This window comes from Nocardiopsis sp. MG754419, assembly GCF_018207095.1.
Taxonomy (GTDB): Bacteria; Actinomycetota; Actinomycetes; order Streptosporangiales; family Streptosporangiaceae; genus Nocardiopsis.
This window is the reverse complement of sequence record NZ_QOCZ01000119.1, coordinates 1-16,714: the sequence shown is the minus strand read 5'-3', so window position 1 is coordinate 16,714 and position 16,714 is coordinate 1. Positions and strand designations below refer to the sequence as shown.

Here is a 16,714-nt window from a genome sequence, read left to right as displayed (position 1 = left end):
CCCCCACCGGGGGACCGCCTCCCCACGGCACGCCCCGGCCCTCCGACACCGACCCCGACCGGGCGCGCGCAGGGCCCCTTCGGGCGGTGTCCTTCCCCGGGGTCGGGGCGGCGGTCTCCTACCGTGGGCCGCATGACCACGACACAGCACAAGATCGGATCCGGCTTCGGCATGCGCAGCACGGCGGCCGAGGTGCTCGACGACATCGACCTGACCGGCGAGGTCGCCCTGGTGACCGGTGGTTACTCGGGGATCGGGCTGGAGACCACCCGGGCCCTCGCGCACGCGGGCGCCCGAGTGGTCGTTCCGGCGCGCAGACCCGAACAGGCGCGGGAGGCTCTTTCGGGGATTTCCGGAGCGGAGGTCGCCGCACTGGACCTGGCCGACCTGGAGAGCGTGCGCGCCTTCGCGGACCGCTTCCCCCACGACCGGATCGACCTGGTGATCAACAGCGCGGGCATCATGGCCGCCCCGCACACCGTGGTGGGCCCCGGCTGGGAGTCCCAGTTCGCCGTCAACCACCTGGGGCACTTCGCCCTGGTCAACCTCCTGTGGCCGAGGCTCGGCGCCGACGCCCGTGTGGTCGCGGTGTCCTCCGCGGGCCACCACGCCTCCGGTATCCGCTGGGACGATCCGTGGTTCGCGGGGGGCTACGACCGCTGGGCGGCCTACGGGCAGTCCAAGACCGCGAACGTCCTCTTCGCCGTGCACCTGGACCGGCTCGGCCGCGAGCAGGGGGTCCGGGCCTTCTCCCTGCACCCGGGGGCGATCCGCACCTCGTTGCAGCGGCACATGAGCACCGAGGAGATGGTCGATCGGGGGTGGATCGACGCTCAGGGCACCGTCGTCAACCCCACCTTCAAGTCGCCCGAGCAGGGCGCGGCCACCCAGGTCTGGGCCGCCACCTCACCTCGGCTCGCGCACCTGGGCGGACTGTACTGCGAGAACGTCGACATCGCCGAACGCCCCGAGGCGGCCGACCCTGAGCTGGGCGAGGCCGGGGTCGCCGACCACGCCCTGGACCCCGAGCAGGCCGAACGTCTATGGGCCTGGTCGGCGGAGCTCACCGGTGTGGACGCCTTCGCTCGCACCTGATCCCGCATACGGGGAGCCCCGGTCCGGGGCCCGCCCGGACACCCGCACGACGAAGGGCCTCGCCCACCGTCCGAGGACGGTGGGCGAGGCCCGTGCGAGCCGACGCGATGACTAGTCGCGGGTGAGCTTGCGGTGGGTGACCGCGTGCGGACGCGCGGCCTCCGGGCCGAGACGCTCGACCTTGTTCTTCTCGTAGGACTCGAAGTTACCCTCGAACCAGAACCAGTTGGCGCCACCCTCCCAGGCGAGGATGTGCGTGGCGACGCGGTCGAGGAACCACCGGTCGTGGGAGGTGATCACGGCGCAGCCGGGGAAGTCCAGGATCGCGTTCTCCAGCGAGCCCAGGGTCTCCACGTCCAGGTCGTTGGTGGGCTCGTCCAGGAGCAGCAGGTTGCCGCCCTGCTTGAGCGTGAGCGCCAGGTTGACGCGGTTGCGCTCACCACCGGACAGCACGCCCGAGGCCTTCTGCTGGTCCGACCCCTTGAACCCGAAGGCGGCGACGTAGGCGCGGCTGGGGATCTCGACCTTGCCGACCGTGATGAAGGACTCGCCGTCGGAGACGGTCTCCCACACGTTCTTGGAGTCGTCGATCCGACCCCGGTACTGGTCGACGTAGGAGGTCTCGACGGTGTCACCGACGGTGATCTTGCCCTCGTCGGGGGCCTCCTCGCCGACGATCATCTTGAAGAGGGTGGTCTTACCGACACCGTTGGGGCCGATGATGCCGACGATGCCGTTGGGCGGCAGCGAGAAGCTGAGGTTCTCGATGAGCACCCGGTCGTCGAAGCCCTTGGTGAGGTTCTTGACCTCGACCACGGTGTTGCCCAGACGCGGACCCGGCGGGATCTGGATCTCCTCGAAGTCCAGCTTGCGGGTCTTGTCGGCCTCGGCCGCCATCTCCTCGTAGCGGGCCAGACGCGACTTGCTCTTGGTCTGACGGGCCTTGGCGTTGGAGCGGACCCACTCCAGCTCGTCCTTGAGGCGCTTGGCCTTCTTGACGTCCTTCTGCCCCTCGACCTTCAGGCGGGCCTGCTTGGTCTCGAGGTAGGTGCTGTAGTTGCCCTCGTAGGGGTAGAACTGGCCGCGGTCCAGCTCCAGGATCCAGGTGGCCACGTGGTCCAGGAAGTACCTGTCGTGGGTGATGGCGATGATGGTGCCGGGGTACTTGGCCAGGTGCTGCTCCAGCCAGTTCACGCTCTCGGCGTCCAGGTGGTTGGTGGGCTCGTCCAGCAGCAGCAGGTCGGGAGCCTCCAGCAAAATCTTGCAGAGCGCGACCCGGCGCTTCTCACCACCGGAGAGCTGGGTGACGTCGGCGTCCCCGGGCGGGCAGCGCAGGGCGTCCATCGCCTGTGCGAGCTGGCTGTCCAGGTCCCAGGCGTTGCGGTGGTCGAGCTGCTCCTGGAGCTTGCCCATCTCTTCGAGAAGATCGTCGGAGTAGTCCGTCGCCATCTTCTCGGCGATCTCGTTGAATCGGTCGAGCATCGCCTTGGTCTCGGCGACGCCGTCCTCGACGTTCTCCAGGACGGTCTTGGACTCGTCCAGGTGCGGCTCCTGCGCGAGCAGACCGACGGTGAAGCCCGGCATGAGTCGCGCCTCGCCGTTGGACGCCTGCTCGATGCCGGCCATGATCTTCAGCAGCGTCGACTTACCCGAGCCGTTGGGCCCCACGACGCCGATCTTGGCTCCGGGCAGGAACGAACCCGAAACGTTGTCCAGGACGACCTTGTCGCCGTGCGCCTTGCGCACGTTTTGCATGGTGTAGATGTACTCCGGCATGACTCCAAGCCTAGGGCGTCGGGGGGTGTGCCGAGACCTGTGGAGAGCACGTGCGGCGACCGCCCGGCAGGGGCTTCGCCGCGTTCGGTCCCAAGGTCCCCGATGTCGACTGTGGAACACACGAACGAGGCGTTCTATGCCCCGTGTTCCCGAAGACGGGTGTTCGGACCGCGAGGCGGGGGAGGAACGTCCACAGGCGTCGCCGGTACGGGACCCGCATCCCCTCAGGACGGGCGGGCGACGTTGTCGAAAGGACCGCTATGCATGCCTGGCACAAGAGTTCCCACAGCAACGCCAACGGTCAGTGCGTCGAGGTGCGGGAGACCCCCGGTGGAGCGGACGTACGCGACACCCGGAACCGCGAAGCGGGCCACCTGTCCTTCTCCCCCGCGGAATGGTGGGCGTTGCTGAGGACGGAGAGACGCTGACCGGCGCCGAGTCGGCACGAGCGAAGATGAGGAAGGACCCCCGGTGGAACAACGCCACCGGGGGTCTGGTCGTCGGGCCACGGGGTTGCGGGGACCGCCCTGTGACGGTTCACGTTCCCCGACGGTCCTGCGTGCGGGCGCGGGGCAACAGGGGCGTCACCGGCCCGCGGGGGTCTTCGCCGTCTCGTGTCGCCGGGCTCCGGTCCATCGACGTTCTCGATCCTCACCGCTCGGTCCGCGCACGGTCCATGAAGTCATAGACATCGCCCGCGTTGAAGAAACGCCATCCGCGGTGGTTCTTGAGCGCGGGGAGACGTCCCGTGCGTTCGAGCTTCTTGACGGTGGTGGTGCCGACCCTCAGAACGCGGGCGACCTCCCCCGTGGTGAAGTAGAAGGGTCGTCCGGTCGCCATCAGGTCCTCACGGGTGTCGATCATCGGCCGATCCCCGCCGCGAGAGACGGGGCCACCATCGGCACGACACCCCGACACCTCGTCCCGCCCGCCCTCACGAACCCTCCCGAACGGCGTGCCACCGACGGGGATGTGGGACCACGCCCACGTCGACACCGGAAATCCCCGACCCTCTGTCGGAAATGGCCGTTCTCCGCCCTGGCGGGTTCGTCTTTTCGGCGCCCTGTTCGGCGAGGCCCGAGAGTGGCCCACACAAGACCCGAGGGGTCGATGGGTCCATTGACTGCGCGTTCATGTGCGTCCATGACCCCAGGATCGCCTCGCTACCCGCTGTCCCACAGATAGTGCCCCATAACCCCCACGGCTATGGACCGCACTGCAACAAAGGCCTTAGCGTGTGGGACATGGTGGAGCAAACGTTCGGGCCATACCTCACAAAAGAGCGCAAACGTGCTGGCTACACACTTCGCCGACTGGCCCATGAGGCGGGTAGCTCCTCGTCCACGCTGTCGCGCTGGGAGAATGACCACTTCGTCCCAGCGCGAGATGACGCAGTGAAGCTGGACAAAGCCTTGAAACTTCGGGGGGCACTCTTCCGAAAATGGGAGAAGCTGACCTCCGAAAGCACGCTACTCCCGTGGATGCAAAACGCGGGAAATCTTGAAGAAGCAGCGTCTCTTATCGAGTACGTGTCACCCGTGTTGGTTCCAGGATTACTACAGTCACCGTCTTATGCGGAGATCGTCTTTCGCGAGGGGCAACCCCTGTCGCAAGCGGCGGAGATTCGACGCCTGGTATCGGTTCGCTGCGGTCGCTACGAACATCTACGAACGCGCAACGACCCGAGAGTTTCGGCCGTGTTCCCGGTATCCGCTCTGCTCTGTGTCCCCCAGTCGGTGCGGATTGAGCAAGTCGACCACCTGTTGTCGATGGACCGTGTGAGTCTCCACCTTGTACCCGAGGGTTCGGCTCTGATCGGGATCACGTCTCCCATGCTGCTCGTTCGACTGTTGGAAGGCGGGAAGGCCGCCAGCGCCGATCATCTGACCGGTAATGTCGTCTATGGTGAAACAGACGGCTTCGATCGACTGACGGAACTGGTCAAGCGCGCGCTTGCCATGGCCCTTCCAACCCCCCAGTCGCGAAAAGTGTTGGAGGAACTACGATGAACACCTGGCACAAATCCAGCTACAGCAATACTGGCGGTCAGTGCGTCGAAGTTCGTGAGACCCCCGGCTGCGCGGAAGTGCGCGACACCCAGCACCGCGAAGCAGGCCATCTCTCCTTCCCCGTCTCGGAGTGGTCCGCGCTGCTGCGCTGCACGACACCCTGAGGTTCACATGAGCCGCCTCCGACCCCCGACCCTCACGGCGGGGGTCGCGTCATCTCTCGGAACGCAGCGGCGACAGCCCGATGGGAGCCCCCGGCACAGGTGACCCGACCGAACCCGAAGGGCCGATCGACCGCCGCAGGAAGACCACCGACTCAGCGAGGCGGTGGCACCGGACCCGCGCCGGTCTGCCCCTCCTCTCCCCCGATCTCGAACGCTCCGGCGTGCTCGGCCATGTGCCGTGCCCAGCGTTCGGCGGAGAGCCCCCAGCCCAGAGCGCGTTCCATCAGCACCGCCATCCCGTAACCCGGACGCGCGGCCAGGGCGGCCTCCACCGCCTCCCGCGCCAGCAAGCGATCCTGTGCCTGCCAGGCGGCCACCGCCAGCAGGGAGGCCGGTCCCGCCGACAGACGGCGGGGCACGTGACGGGCGACCCGGGACCACAGACGCACATGGAGTGGAGCGACCTCCGGTGTGATGCGGGCCCACAACGCGTCACGGACACGCAGGTCCAGAAGGTGCACCCCCAGCATCGCCAGCGCCGCGGGGGCCGTCACCCGCTCGACCTCCTCAGCCCGCACCAGTGCCCTCACCTGCCGGATCCTGAGCCGTGAGGACCCACGTGCGCCGTCCCGACCGCACCCCTCCTCCAGGAGTGCGGCCTCCACGGCCACGGCCTCCCGTTGCGTTCCGTCCACCGGTTCCAGCAGAGCCCGGACCCGGACGAGCCCCGGATCATCGACCGTCCCGCGGCTGGGCGGCGGGGAGGCTACGGGCGGGCTTTCCGGCGGCGTCCCCGGAGGGCCAGCCGTCCGGGTCCCTCGCTCGGGGCGAAGGTCCGGAGGTTTCCACAGGACCGATCGTGCCCGGGGGTCGAAGGGCGTTCCCTCCGCCGGGCAGCAGCCCGCCCCCTCGCACAGCGTGGACCAGAAGCGGTCCCCGGTCACCCGCAACGCCGCCAGGACCGACAATTCCGACCGTTCCGCCTCGGCGAGGAACGCCCGCACGTGCGGGCCCACCCGACCGGGTGGGCCGAAGCCGGCCAGCAGCGCCGCCTCCCCCGCCAACTCCCGAGCGGCCCGGACCGCCTGGACCCCACTGTGCGCCGTGGTCAGGACGCGGTCCAGGTGGTCGAGTGTTCCGTGCAGAACACCACGGGGTCCATCCCGGTTCAGCACCAGGACGACGATCGCGTCGTCGAGCGGGCGTCGCGCCAGGGTGGGCAGGGCGGCCAGGAACGCGCGCGGGTCGCTCAGGTGGGGTGCGGACCTCGACGGCGCGGGTCGGGGTGGAGGCACGGCCGACCCGCCGGAGCGGGCATGACCGTGCGTGAAGGGTGAATGGTCATCGGGTCCATACTGTTCGCAGGGCATGTGATCACGTTCCGTCACCACGACCCGCGCGGCAAGGGGCGTTTCAGGACCTGTGGACAACCTCCCCGACACGCACCGGCGGGTCAGGGAAGGTTCTCGGCCCCGCTGCCCTCGTGTCCCCGTCCCTCGCGCGGGCCGGGGATCTTGCCGCTCACCTCGGGACGGCCCGCGGGCAGGCACACTCGGTCACGACCGGTCTCCTTGGCGCGATAGAGCGCCAGATCCGCGGCGGTCAGCAACTCGACCAGGTCGTCACCGTGGTCACCGACCACCGCGACGCCGATCGAGATGGTGATCGAGACGAGGACGTCGTCCACGGCGATCTCCATCCGTCCGACCTGGGACCGCAGCCGTTCGGCGGCCTGCCACGCCTCCGTGGTGTCGGCTCCGGGCAGCAGGACCACGAACTCCTCGCCGCCGAACCTGCCGAGCAGGTCCGACTGCCGGAGCTGTTGGGAGATCGTGGTGGCCACCCCCAACAGGACCTGGTCGCCGAACAGGTGCCCGTAGGTGTCGTTGACCCGTTTGAAGTGGTCGATGTCGACGATGAGCACCGCGGCGCGGCCCTGTGCGGCCCGGGCCCGTGCGACCTGGCTCGCCGCTTCCTTTTCCCAGGTGGGCGCGTTGAGCAGCCCGGTCTTGGGATCGGTCCGGGCGGCGGTCTGCAACTGCTGGTAGACGAGACTGCGCTGGAGCAACAGGACCGGCGGTACCGCGATGACCAGGAGGAACAGGGACAGCTGGGCGAGGATGGCGACCGTGACGCCGACACATAATTCGACGCAGTCCACCAGGAACGCCTCACGGTCCCACATGCTCGGCGTTCCACCCTCGGTGCTGAGCCGGGCGGCCATGAACACCAGCGCCGTGTTGAACAGGGTGAAGACGGCGCAGCACAGCAGAGCGAGGAAGACGCCGTTGACGCTGGCGAGGGTGGCGTGCGTGTCGGGGGCTCCACCGATCCCGGCGACCAGGCCGCCCTGTGCCCCGTGCCAGACCATCGACGCCAGGAACCCCGAGACACCGACGGAGGCCGTGTTGAACACCTGTCGGTGCAACATCGCGCGCCGCTTGCGGCGCTGGAGCAGGAAGACGGGGACCGGGATGAGCAGGGAGTACAGGGGCGGCAGCAGGAGCATGGCCGGAAGCCACCACGCCCCCAGCAGGTCACGGCTCAGGCCCTCGGGCACGCCGATGCGACGGATCGCCTCCAGGCACACCAGGGCGCACAGGACGAGGGCGACGAAGAGCACGAGGTCGAGGGTGGTGACCGTCGTCTGGGCGATGGCGACACCGAACAGGAACAGCGCGGCGGCCACCAACACGACGAGGTACACGACCAGTCCACGCGGCTGCTCGAAGACCGGCCAAGAGCTCCGCCGTTCGGGCGGGGTCTCCTCGGGGGCCATCGGCTTCTCCGAGATGCTCACCGCTCCGTCCTCCCTTCCCGCTGTGCCCACTGCCATCCGCTCAGGACCACCGACTCTGATGTGCCCACCGCCTCTCACGGTTTCCACTTCGACGAACCGGGCTCGCCCCCCGTTCCCCGCCGGTATCGCTCCGCCTCCTGGGTCACGGATGAACCCCGCAGGTCGGCACCCGCGTTAGCACACCGCCCTCACTTTACATTACTTTGGGTAATAACTTAATTGCCGATTGTATGTGACTCACGAGTTGTGCCTACGGTAGCCGTCACCCTGTGTCTCTGGGGCATTTACAAGCGTCACGATTTGTCCTCTACTGGCCGTGAACCTCCCCCGCGCAGACACGAACGGGGACGGTCGCCCGTTCGGCTTCCCGTCCCCGCTGCCACGGTGCCGCCCGGGTTCCTCCCCGAGCGGCACCGTTCTCGTTCCGTCCCACCGCGCCCAGCGCGGGTCGCGCCGTAGGGCGCTCCGTGCGGTCACTCCCTCGGGCGGGCCACCTCGTAAGCGGCACGGAAGGCGCGGTAGCGCGCCAGTTCCTCCTCCATCGGGGCCACCACGCGCAGACCGGCGATCTCCCGGACCCGACCCTGGGCGTCGCGCTCCACGTCCTCACGGCGCTGGACCGCGGCCACCTCCACGAGGTTGCCGCATCCCACACCGGTCAACCAGCCCACCAACAGGCCGGCGACGGCCACCGCACCCGCGTAGGCCATGGCCATGGGGTCGTCGAACAGTCGCAGGCCGGTGATACCGCCACCGAGCCAACCGACGAGCGACGCCAGCGCCCACAGCAGGGCGACCCCGGCGACGGTCAAGAGCGCGTACTGGACCATGCGGGCGGTCCGCCACCAGCCGGGGCTGCGCTCCGGGTCGCCGACCGCGGCCGCCACGGCCTCACCCAGTTCCGCGGGCAGCTCGGCCACTCCGGCACGGGCCGCCGCGCGCATCCTGCGTCGCCACACCGAGGGCATGTCCTGCGAGACCACGTCGGCGGCCTCCCCCAGGGAGGTCTCCAGCTCGGCCTCGTGCGCGTCGACGGGTCCACCCACGCCGGGGTCGTCACGGCGCAGGAACTCCAGCTGCACGGCCGCGAGCGGGTCCTTGCGGAACCTGGCCGCGCGCCGGGCCACCGGCCAGCCCACCCGGCGTCGACCGCGCCGAACGTCGTTGGTCTCCACGACGTCGGCCACCGCGGACACACCGGCGGCGTCCGCCAGACCCTGCTGGATCCGCGAGCGCACCTGGGCGGACACGGTCTCGGGGACCTCGTTCTCGCCGTGGAACTCCTCGAACGGTTCGATGACCTGATCCAGGTCGGCGACCAGACGGTCCACCAGAGCGCGCTTGTCGGTCACCGTCTCGCTGAGGAACTCGCGCAGCTCGTCGATGCCCTGGTCGGTGATGGTGGAGGTGGTGATGACCCGGGGGTGCACCCCGGACTCGGTCTCCAACAGGCGACGCAGGTCGGTGAGGAGCTCCTCCAGCTCGGCCGGCTCGACCTTGTCGACCTGGTTGAGAACGGCGACGGTGACGGCGCCGTGCCCGGCCATCTTGGCCAGGTAGCGGTGGTGGATGGCGGCGTCGGCGTACTTCTGCGGGTCCAGGACCCACACCAGCAGGTCGACCGATCCGATGAGGCGGTCGGCCTCGGCCGTGTGCATGCTGCGCACCGAGTCGTGGTCGGGCAGGTCCAGCAGCACGAGACCGGTCAGCCCGGAGTCACCGCTGTCCAGAACGCTGGTGCGCGAGTGACGGTAGCGGTCGGGCACACCCAGCCAGCTCAGCAGGGCGTCGGCGCCCTCGTGTCCCCACACGCAGGCGTGCGCCTTGGACGTGGTCGGTCGGGTGACGCCGGTCTGCGACAGTTCCAGCCCACAGAGCGCGTTGAACAGGGACGACTTGCCGCTGCCGGTGCCGCCGGCCAAGGCCACGACCGTGTGGTCTCCGGACAGACGCAGCCGCGCCCCAGCGTGGTCGAGGAGCTGTCCGGCCCGGCCCAACACCTCGTCGGGCAGGTCGTCCTTGCCGATCTCGACGAGGGTGCTCAGCGAGTCCAGGCGCTCGATGAGTTCGGCGCGCGTGGTGGTGCTGGTGGGCAGCCACCGGTCGTGGTTGGTGGGGCGGTACTCCTCGTCGGTGTCGGCGAACGCGGTGTCGTCCTCCGGCTCCGCGGGGTCGGTGACCTGCGCGGTGTCGGAGGTGTCCGCCCCCGCGCCGGTTCCCGGACCGATGCCCGTGCCGTGCTCGCCCGCGCCGGTGGCGGGCGTGTCCGCGCCGATCGCCCGGAAGGCGCCGGAGACCGCCGAGGGCCCGGGGATTCTGCGGGGCAGGGGCGGCGGCGCGTCGTCGTCGGGTGCGGCCTCGTTGCTCTCACCGGCGGGGGCGTCGGCCCGCGCTGCGGTGTCCTCGTCGGCGCGGTCGTCCGCCCCGCCGTCGTTCCGGACGCCCCCGCCGAGGCGCTGCGCGCCGGGCGGGAAGGCGTTGTCGCCGAAGGCGGGCGCGAGCACGTCACCGACGTCGGTGGAGGCGGCGACCGGTTCGTCGTCGCCGTTCCCCGGCCCCACCCAGGTGGTGTCGGGCGAGGTCCGGACCACTCCGGGGGCCGGTCGGGCCCCACGCCGGTCGACGGTCTCGGAGGTCGACTCCGAGGTGTCCCACGGCCCCTCGGCCTCGACGGTCCGCTCGCGGGCGCCGTTGTCGACCTCGGTGTCCTCGGATCGGGCGCCCTGCACCCGGTCGTCCTCGGCACGACGGTCCTCGCGCTCGGCACGCTCGGAAGCGCCGTGTTCCCGCGCCGTCCCCGAGGCGTCGGCGGTCTCCTCGGCGTCCTTCCGCTCACCGGCGGGTTCCGCGGTCTCGGGCCGGATGATCGGGAAGCTGCCGGTGTGCCGGCCGGCGATCCGGGTGTCGTCGGCGGCCTCGCTGAGGCTGCCGACCCATCCCGCGAGGTTCTCGGGGTCGTCGTCCTCCCCCGAGGGGGTCGCCGCACGGCGGCCGGCGCCGCCGGGGGCCGCCGCCGAACGCGAGTGTCGGCCGAAGCGTCGCTGCGTCCCGTGGGCCGGCTCCTGCTCGGGTTCCCGGGCACGCTCCGGCTCCGTGCCGTGCGCGTCCTCGGTGTCCCCCTGCGCGTTCCAGGGCGAGGCGGCCGGCTTCTGGAGTCCGCCGAGGGCGGCCCCCGCCCCGGACGGGTCCGGATAACCGGTGATGCCGTCGTAGGCGGCGGGTTCCTCCGCGCCGCGGATCCGTTCCCGGGCGTGCTCGGGGTGCTCGGGCACCGGCATGGTGTAACCGCGCCAAGGGCCGCTCTGGTAAGGCTCGGGTTCGGTGTCGTCCGCCCACGGTCCGGTCGAGGACGCGCTCTCGCGGTCGGTGTCCTCACCGGAGGTGTGCGTTTCTCCGGGGCCTGCGTCCCCCGCCTGGGCGGGGTTCCACTGAGTCGTCATCGCGCAATCTCGAGGTTGTACGTGGCCTGGTAGAGCTGGACGGCGCTGTCGTCGGACGGGATGCCGGCAGAGGACAGGGCGGTGTCGAAGGGCACCCGCTCCTGGGAGAGCAGACCACGCACACGCTCGCGCAGGTCCTCCCTCGCCGTCTGACCGATACTGCGCAACGACTGGGCGGCGAACAACCCTTTCAACAGGCGCTGCGGGGAGGGGCCTGCGGAATCGGCGGCATGGGCGCCGACTCCGGCATGGGAACGGTCGTAGCCCAACAGGTCGATGATCATGACCAGGGCGACGACCTCGTGGTCGAAGGTGACGAAGCGGGCGACCGAACGCTTGGTGGCGCCGTCGGCCGCGGTCATCTTGGCGACCTCACCCCGCCACTCGTCGATCTCCTGGCGGATCTGCTGGGCGAGCATGCCGGTACCCGGCAGGTCGAGCGCCTCGGAGGCCAACTCCCTGCCCCCGGGCGTCTCACGCCAGCGCTGCTCGACCTGCTCGGAGGCGCGCTCACCCGCGGAGACCACCAAGGCCTCCAGGGCGTCGCGCACCGCGCGCTCCAAGGCGCCGATCCGCTCGCTGCGCTCGACCTGCCCCTCACGGGACTTGCGGGCACGCTTCTTGCGCGGACGCATGCTCTTGGCGAGTTCACCGCCGGCGGCGACCTCCTGCCAGCGGGCCAGCAGGGATCCGCGCAACAGCGACCCGTCGCCCACGGAGGTGTCGATGTGCTTCTCGGCCACGGCGTAGGCGTCGTCGACGGCCGCACCCAGGGTGCGGCCGGTCTCGATCTGCGCCTCGACCTGGCGGGCCAGTTCGGGGACACGGGTGCGGAAGCTGTCGATGACGCCGATGAACGTGCGGCGGGAGACCCGGTCGCGCTGCTCGGCCTCACCGGCCACGTCCGCCAGGAAGTCCCGTATGTGGTCGGCGACGTTGGAGGTGAAGCGCTCGCCCCGGATCTGGTCGGTCTCGGGGATGGCGAACCGGGCGGCGTTACCCAGACCGTTGGCCTCCAGCATCGCGCCGAAGTGGTCGAGCAGTTGGCGGCGTCCCTTGCGCGGAACCCGGGAGAGCACCACGGCCAGGGAGGTGTCCCGGTCCCGCGCGACCTGCAGGAACTCCCATACCCGCGCGTCGGCGTAGCGACCGCTGGTGGTGACGAACACCCACAGGTCGGCGGCGTCCAGGAACTTGGCGGCGAACTCGTGGTGGGCGGCCACCGCCGAGTCGACGTCGGGGGTGTCCAGGAGGGCGACACCGGGCGGCATGGCCTCCGTGGCCGCCAGCACCAGCATGCCGTCCTTACCGGGCATGGCCAGACCCTGCTGCCGCACACGCGGTAGGGAGGGGATGAAGGAGGCCTCACTGAACCAGTCCACGTCGGCCGGGTTGCAGGCCAGCACGGGGCTGTTGGTGGTGGGACGGCGCACGCCCGTGGTGGTCACCTGTTCGCCGACCAGGCTGTTGACCAGCGTGGACTTACCAGCACCGGTGGAGCCGGCCACGGCGATGAGCAGGGGGATGTCGGGGCGGCGCACACGCGGCAGAACGTAGTCGGACAGCTGGGCCAGCACGTCCTCGCGCAGGACCGCGCCCTCGTCGGCGCCGGCCAGCCCCTCGGCGAACCGCAGGTCGCGGATCTGCTTGCGCAGGGACTCCAGGACCTGTTCGAAATGGTGGTCATCGTTGCTGGGCGCCCGATGCTTGGCCGGGCCGGAAGGCACGGGCACGGTGGGACCTCGGCGACCACCGCCGGGGTCCTCGGCCGCGGACACGGCTGACGGGCCCGCGGTGGGCTGGGCGGAGGTGGCGTCCGGTCCGGTGTCGAACCGGTCCGAGGCATCGGAACCGGAGGTGTCCGGAGCGGCCGACGGCCGGGTCATGATCGGTGTGCCCTCCTCATCGGTACGGGTGGTCCCCCTCGACTTGACTGGCGTGCACCGCCGTCGGAGGTCTCTCTAGAGATCGCGCCCGGTCGCCAGTCGGTCCAATTCGTCCTGGACTCCCGTGTGCAGTATGTCAAGTTCCCGCGCAGTTTGGACCACTTCTCCGATGATCACCACCGCGGGGGGTCGCATTCCGGTCGATCGGACCGTGGCGACGATGTTCGACAGCGTACCCGTCACGGTTCGCTGCGACGGCAGTGTCGCGTCCTGTACCACGGCGACCGGCGTGTCGTGGGGACGACCCTGCGAGGTCAACGCCTCGACGATGGCCTCGATCCGCTCCAATCCCATGAGGACGACGATGGTGCCGTCGGCGCGGGCGATCCCGGTCCAGTCGATGGTGGAACGCGGATCGCCCGGCACGACGTGCGCGGAGACGATGTGCACGTCCTGCGTCACACCGCGGTGGGTGGCGGGGATGCCCGCGCTGGCCGGGGCGGCCAGGGCGCTGGTGACCCCGGGGACCACGACGACCGGCACACCGGCCGCGGCGCAGGCCGCCGCCTCCTCGCCGCCACGGCCGAACAGGAAGGAGTCGCCTCCCTTGAGCCGGACGACGAACCTGCCCTTCTTGGCGTGTTCGACCAAGACGCCGTTGATCTGCTCCTGGGCCATGGAGCGGCCGTAGGGGATCTTCGCCGCGTCCACGATCTCCACGTCCGACGCGAGCCCGTCGAGCAGGGACGTGGGGGCGAGTCGGTCGACCACGACCACGTCGGCCTGGGACAGGAGCTGGCGTCCGCGGACCGTGATCAGTCCCGGGTCGCCGGGGCCGCCACCGACGAGGGCGACGCCGCGCAGACGTTCACGTCCGCGCCGGGCGTCCAGGGTGCCGTCGGCCAGGCCGTCGGTGATGGCGTCGCGCAGTCCGGCGGAGCGCCGGGGGTCGCCGGAGGCCACCACGCCCACGGTGATGCCGTTCGCGGTGCCGCTGGCCGGGGTCCACGCCGAGGAGGCGTGCCGGTCGTCGGCGCGCACGCACCAGATGCGGGCCTCGTCGGCCTCGTCGGCCACCGCGGCGTTAACCTCGGCGGAGTCGGTGGCGGCGTGGACCAACCAGTGGACGGGGGCGTCGGGGCCGGCCACGTCACCGGGGGCGAAGGGGCGGCGGAGCCAGGTGAGACGACCCGCGTCGGCGAGGTCCTCCAGAGCGGCGGAGACCTGCGGCGAGACCAGGGTGACGCGGGCGCCGGCCTCCAGGAGGACGGGGACCCGGCGTTGGGCGACCCTGCCTCCGCCCACGACGAGCACGTCACGGTCCCGCATGCGCAGACCAAGGAGATAGGTCACGGATCGTACCCCTCACGGTCGTCCGTACCGGCCCCCGACGTCGGCGGCGGGGTGCGCGCGAGTGACGAAGGACCCGCCACGCCGCCGGCGAAATTCGGCGATTACTCCAAAGTACCTTGTCAAAGCGGCATCACATTGGGGTAAACGGGCACGCCCCGACAAGGGTGACTCCCGCCGCATCACGGCGGCGGGGGCGGGTGCTCCACACCCGCCCCCGCACCGGTTCCCGATCGCTCTCGGACGTCCGTTCCCCGGCGCCGACCCGGCGGAACCGACCGCCGCCGCGCGCCGACGTCCGTCGTCGCGCGGCCTCCTCAGTGGGCGGTGGAGACCCCCGCCGCGTCGAAGGTGGCGACGGTGCGCAACGCACGCGCCGACCCCTGCAACAGCGGCAGCGCCAGCAACGCTCCGGAGCCCTCGCCCAGACGCATCTCCAGGTCCACGAGCGGGGTCAGACCCAGGTGCCGCAGCGCCAGACCGTGGCCGGGCTCGGCGGAGCGGTGCCCGGCGAAGCAGGCCCCCAGCGCGTCCGGCGAGATCGCGGCGGCGGCCAGCGCCGCCGAACCCGCGATGACACCGTCCAACAGGACCGGCACCCGCAGAGCGGAGGCGCCCAGGATGAACCCGGTCAACGCGGCGTGCTCCAGACCTCCCAGGGAGGCGAGGGTGCCGATGGGGTCCTCGTGGTTCACGGGGTTGGCGGCCAGCGCCCGGCGGACGACCTGGACCTTGTGCTCGTAGGTGGCGTCGTCCACACCGGTGCCCCGTCCGGTGGCCTCCACGGGGTCGGCCCCGGTGAAGGCGCACACCAGCGCGGCGGCGGGGGTCGTGTTACCGATGCCCATGTCACCGGTGATCAGGCAGCGGTTGCCCGCCGACACCAGGTCGCGGGCGACCTCGATCCCGCCCTCGATGGCCTGCAGCGTCTGGTCCCGGTGCATGGCGGGCCCCTGCGTGAAGTCGGCGGTCCCCCGCGCGACCTTGCGGGGCAGCAGCCCGGCGGCGTGGGGCAGGTCGCCGACCACGCCCACGTCCACGACGGTCACCTCGGCGCCCACCTGCTCGGCGAAGGCGTTGACCACGGCCCCGCCGTCGAGGAAGTTCTGCACCATCTGCGCGGTGACCTCCTGCGGCCAAGCGGTCACCCCCTGGGCGTAGACCCCGTGGTCACCGGCGAACACGGCGACGGCCGCGGGCTCGGGCACGGGGGGCGGGCACTCCCCCGCCAGCCCGGCGAGCCGGATCGACACCTCCTCCAGCACCCCGAGGGAACCCAGGGGCTTGGTCATCCGGGCCTGCCGGTCCCTGGCCTCCTCCACGGCGCGGGCGTTCAGCGCTCCGATGGCGGTGATGGTCTCCTCCAGCAGGGTGGTGGGCTCCTGGCCGGGCAGACCGCGTCGACCGTAGCGGTCGTGGTGCACGACCCAGGACAGGGGGCGTCCCGTCGCCCAGCCGGCGAGGCTGAGTTCGGGTTCGGTGGGGAACTCGTCGACGTAGCCGACACAGAGGTAGGCGACGACCTCCAGGTGGGAGGGGAGCGCGAGGACGTCGGCGACGCCGCGCTCGTCGGTGAGTCCGACCCAGCCCACGCCGAGCCCCTCGGCCCGGGCGGCCAACCACAGGTTCTCGACCGCGAGCGCCGCCGAGTACGAGGCGGGCCTGGCGTGCCGTCCCGGCGCGTAGCCGCCACGGGTGGCGTCGACCGTCACCGCGATGTTGAGCGGGCTGTCGAGGATCGCCTCCACCTTGAGCCCCGAGAAGGCGTGGGCGCGGGCGCCCGGCCGGTCTCCGGAGTGGGTGTCGCGCTCCTGCTCGGCGAGGTCGCGCACCCGGCCACGCAGCTCCGGATCGTCGATGACCAGGAAGTCCCAGGGCTGGGTGTGCCCGACGCTGGGCGCCTGGTGGGCGGCCTCCAGCACACGGGTGAGCACGTCCGCGGGAACCGGGTCGGGACGGAAACCCGCACGGACGTCGCGGCGCTCGCGGATGGCCCGATAGACGGCGGCGCGTTCGGCGGCGTCGAAGTCCTGGCCGGTGTGCCGCCAGGCGTCGTCCGCGGGGGTCTGGGGGGCCACGGGCGCTCGGGGAACCGAGGGGACCGGGGTGGGCCGGTTGTGGGTGTACCGCTCCCTGGCGGGACCACCCGCCCGGGGCGGCCCTGTGTGCTGCGGTTCCGGGAGGGAGGCCGCTG

At 70.9% G+C, this 16,714-nt stretch carries 12 protein-coding genes; 4 read left to right on the top strand and 8 right to left on the bottom strand.

Features of this window, described 5'->3' with window-relative positions:
* The first annotated feature begins 132 nt into the window (after positions 1-132).
* A complete protein-coding gene (locus DSY14_RS20335) occupies positions 133-1,095 on the top strand; it encodes an SDR family NAD(P)-dependent oxidoreductase (protein ID WP_211718194.1) in 963 nt (320 codons plus the stop codon).
* Positions 1,096-1,206: 111 nt separating this feature from the next.
* Here the strand turns inward: DSY14_RS20335 and ettA are convergent, their stop codons facing one another.
* Complete coding sequence (gene ettA, locus DSY14_RS20330; protein WP_211718193.1) at positions 1,207-2,871, bottom strand: energy-dependent translational throttle protein EttA; 1,665 nt, start codon at positions 2,869-2,871, stop codon at positions 1,207-1,209.
* Between the two features lie 260 nt (positions 2,872-3,131).
* On the opposite strand from ettA, the gene DSY14_RS20325 reads away from it, so the two are divergent.
* Positions 3,132-3,299, top strand: coding sequence for a DUF397 domain-containing protein (locus DSY14_RS20325; protein WP_211718192.1), 168 nt, complete (start codon positions 3,132-3,134; stop codon positions 3,297-3,299).
* 223 nt (positions 3,300-3,522) lie between these two features.
* Here the strand turns inward: DSY14_RS20325 and DSY14_RS20320 are convergent, their stop codons facing one another.
* Positions 3,523-3,735, bottom strand: a complete 213-nt coding sequence (locus DSY14_RS20320) for a helix-turn-helix domain-containing protein (protein ID WP_211718191.1) — start codon at positions 3,733-3,735, stop codon at positions 3,523-3,525.
* Positions 3,736-4,115: 380 nt separating this feature from the next.
* Between DSY14_RS20320 and DSY14_RS20315 the strand changes: the two genes are divergently transcribed.
* On the top strand, positions 4,116-4,880 hold the full coding sequence (locus DSY14_RS20315) for a helix-turn-helix transcriptional regulator (protein WP_211718190.1): 765 nt from the start codon (positions 4,116-4,118) through the stop codon (positions 4,878-4,880).
* Positions 4,877-5,044, top strand: coding sequence for a DUF397 domain-containing protein (locus tag DSY14_RS20310; protein ID WP_211718189.1), 168 nt, complete (start codon positions 4,877-4,879; stop codon positions 5,042-5,044). Before DSY14_RS20315 ends, DSY14_RS20310 begins: the two co-directional genes overlap by 4 nt.
* A 152-nt stretch (positions 5,045-5,196) precedes the next feature.
* On the opposite strand, the gene DSY14_RS20305 is transcribed toward DSY14_RS20310, so the two are convergent.
* The 6 genes from DSY14_RS20305 to cobT form a co-directional block, all read right to left on the bottom strand.
* Positions 5,197-6,339 (bottom strand): DUF4192 domain-containing protein, encoded by a 1,143-nt coding sequence (locus tag DSY14_RS20305; RefSeq protein WP_211718188.1) that lies wholly within the window; start codon positions 6,337-6,339, stop codon positions 5,197-5,199.
* Positions 6,340-6,497: 158 nt separating this feature from the next.
* A complete protein-coding gene (locus DSY14_RS20300) occupies positions 6,498-7,844 on the bottom strand; it encodes a GGDEF domain-containing protein (protein WP_211718187.1) in 1,347 nt (448 codons plus the stop codon).
* 473 nt (positions 7,845-8,317) lie between these two features.
* Positions 8,318-11,284: a GTPase gene (locus DSY14_RS20295; RefSeq protein ID WP_211718186.1), complete on the bottom strand. Its 2,967-nt coding sequence runs from the start codon at positions 11,282-11,284 to the stop codon at positions 8,318-8,320.
* A complete protein-coding gene (locus DSY14_RS20290) occupies positions 11,281-13,170 on the bottom strand; it encodes a dynamin family protein (protein WP_211718185.1) in 1,890 nt (629 codons plus the stop codon). Before DSY14_RS20290 ends, DSY14_RS20295 begins: the two co-directional genes overlap by 4 nt.
* Before the next feature lie 75 nt (positions 13,171-13,245).
* Positions 13,246-14,523 (bottom strand): uroporphyrinogen-III C-methyltransferase, encoded by a 1,278-nt coding sequence (cobA, locus tag DSY14_RS20285; RefSeq protein ID WP_211718184.1) that lies wholly within the window; start codon positions 14,521-14,523, stop codon positions 13,246-13,248.
* Between the two features lie 314 nt (positions 14,524-14,837).
* The coding region (gene cobT, locus DSY14_RS20280; protein WP_211718183.1) for a nicotinate-nucleotide--dimethylbenzimidazole phosphoribosyltransferase at positions 14,838-16,714 on the bottom strand (1,877 nt) is incomplete at its 5' end.

Excerpts from the sequence above, each read along its gene's own strand:
- DSY14_RS20320 (WP_211718191.1), bottom strand. The coding sequence starts at position 3,735 with ATGATCGACACCCGTGAGGACCTGATGGCGACCGGACGACCCTTCTAC.
- DSY14_RS20315 (WP_211718190.1), top strand. The coding sequence starts at position 4,116 with ATGGTGGAGCAAACGTTCGGGCCATACCTCACAAAAGAGCGCAAACGT.
- DSY14_RS20295 (WP_211718186.1), bottom strand. The coding sequence starts at position 11,284 with ATGACGACTCAGTGGAACCCCGCCCAGGCGGGGGACGCAGGCCCCGGA.
- DSY14_RS20310 (WP_211718189.1), top strand. The coding sequence starts at position 4,877 with ATGAACACCTGGCACAAATCCAGCTACAGCAATACTGGCGGTCAGTGC.
- DSY14_RS20335 (WP_211718194.1), top strand. The coding sequence starts at position 133 with ATGACCACGACACAGCACAAGATCGGATCCGGCTTCGGCATGCGCAGC.
- ettA (WP_211718193.1), bottom strand. The coding sequence starts at position 2,871 with ATGCCGGAGTACATCTACACCATGCAAAACGTGCGCAAGGCGCACGGC.
- DSY14_RS20325 (WP_211718192.1), top strand. The coding sequence starts at position 3,132 with ATGCATGCCTGGCACAAGAGTTCCCACAGCAACGCCAACGGTCAGTGC.
- DSY14_RS20290 (WP_211718185.1), bottom strand. The coding sequence starts at position 13,170 with ATGACCCGGCCGTCGGCCGCTCCGGACACCTCCGGTTCCGATGCCTCG.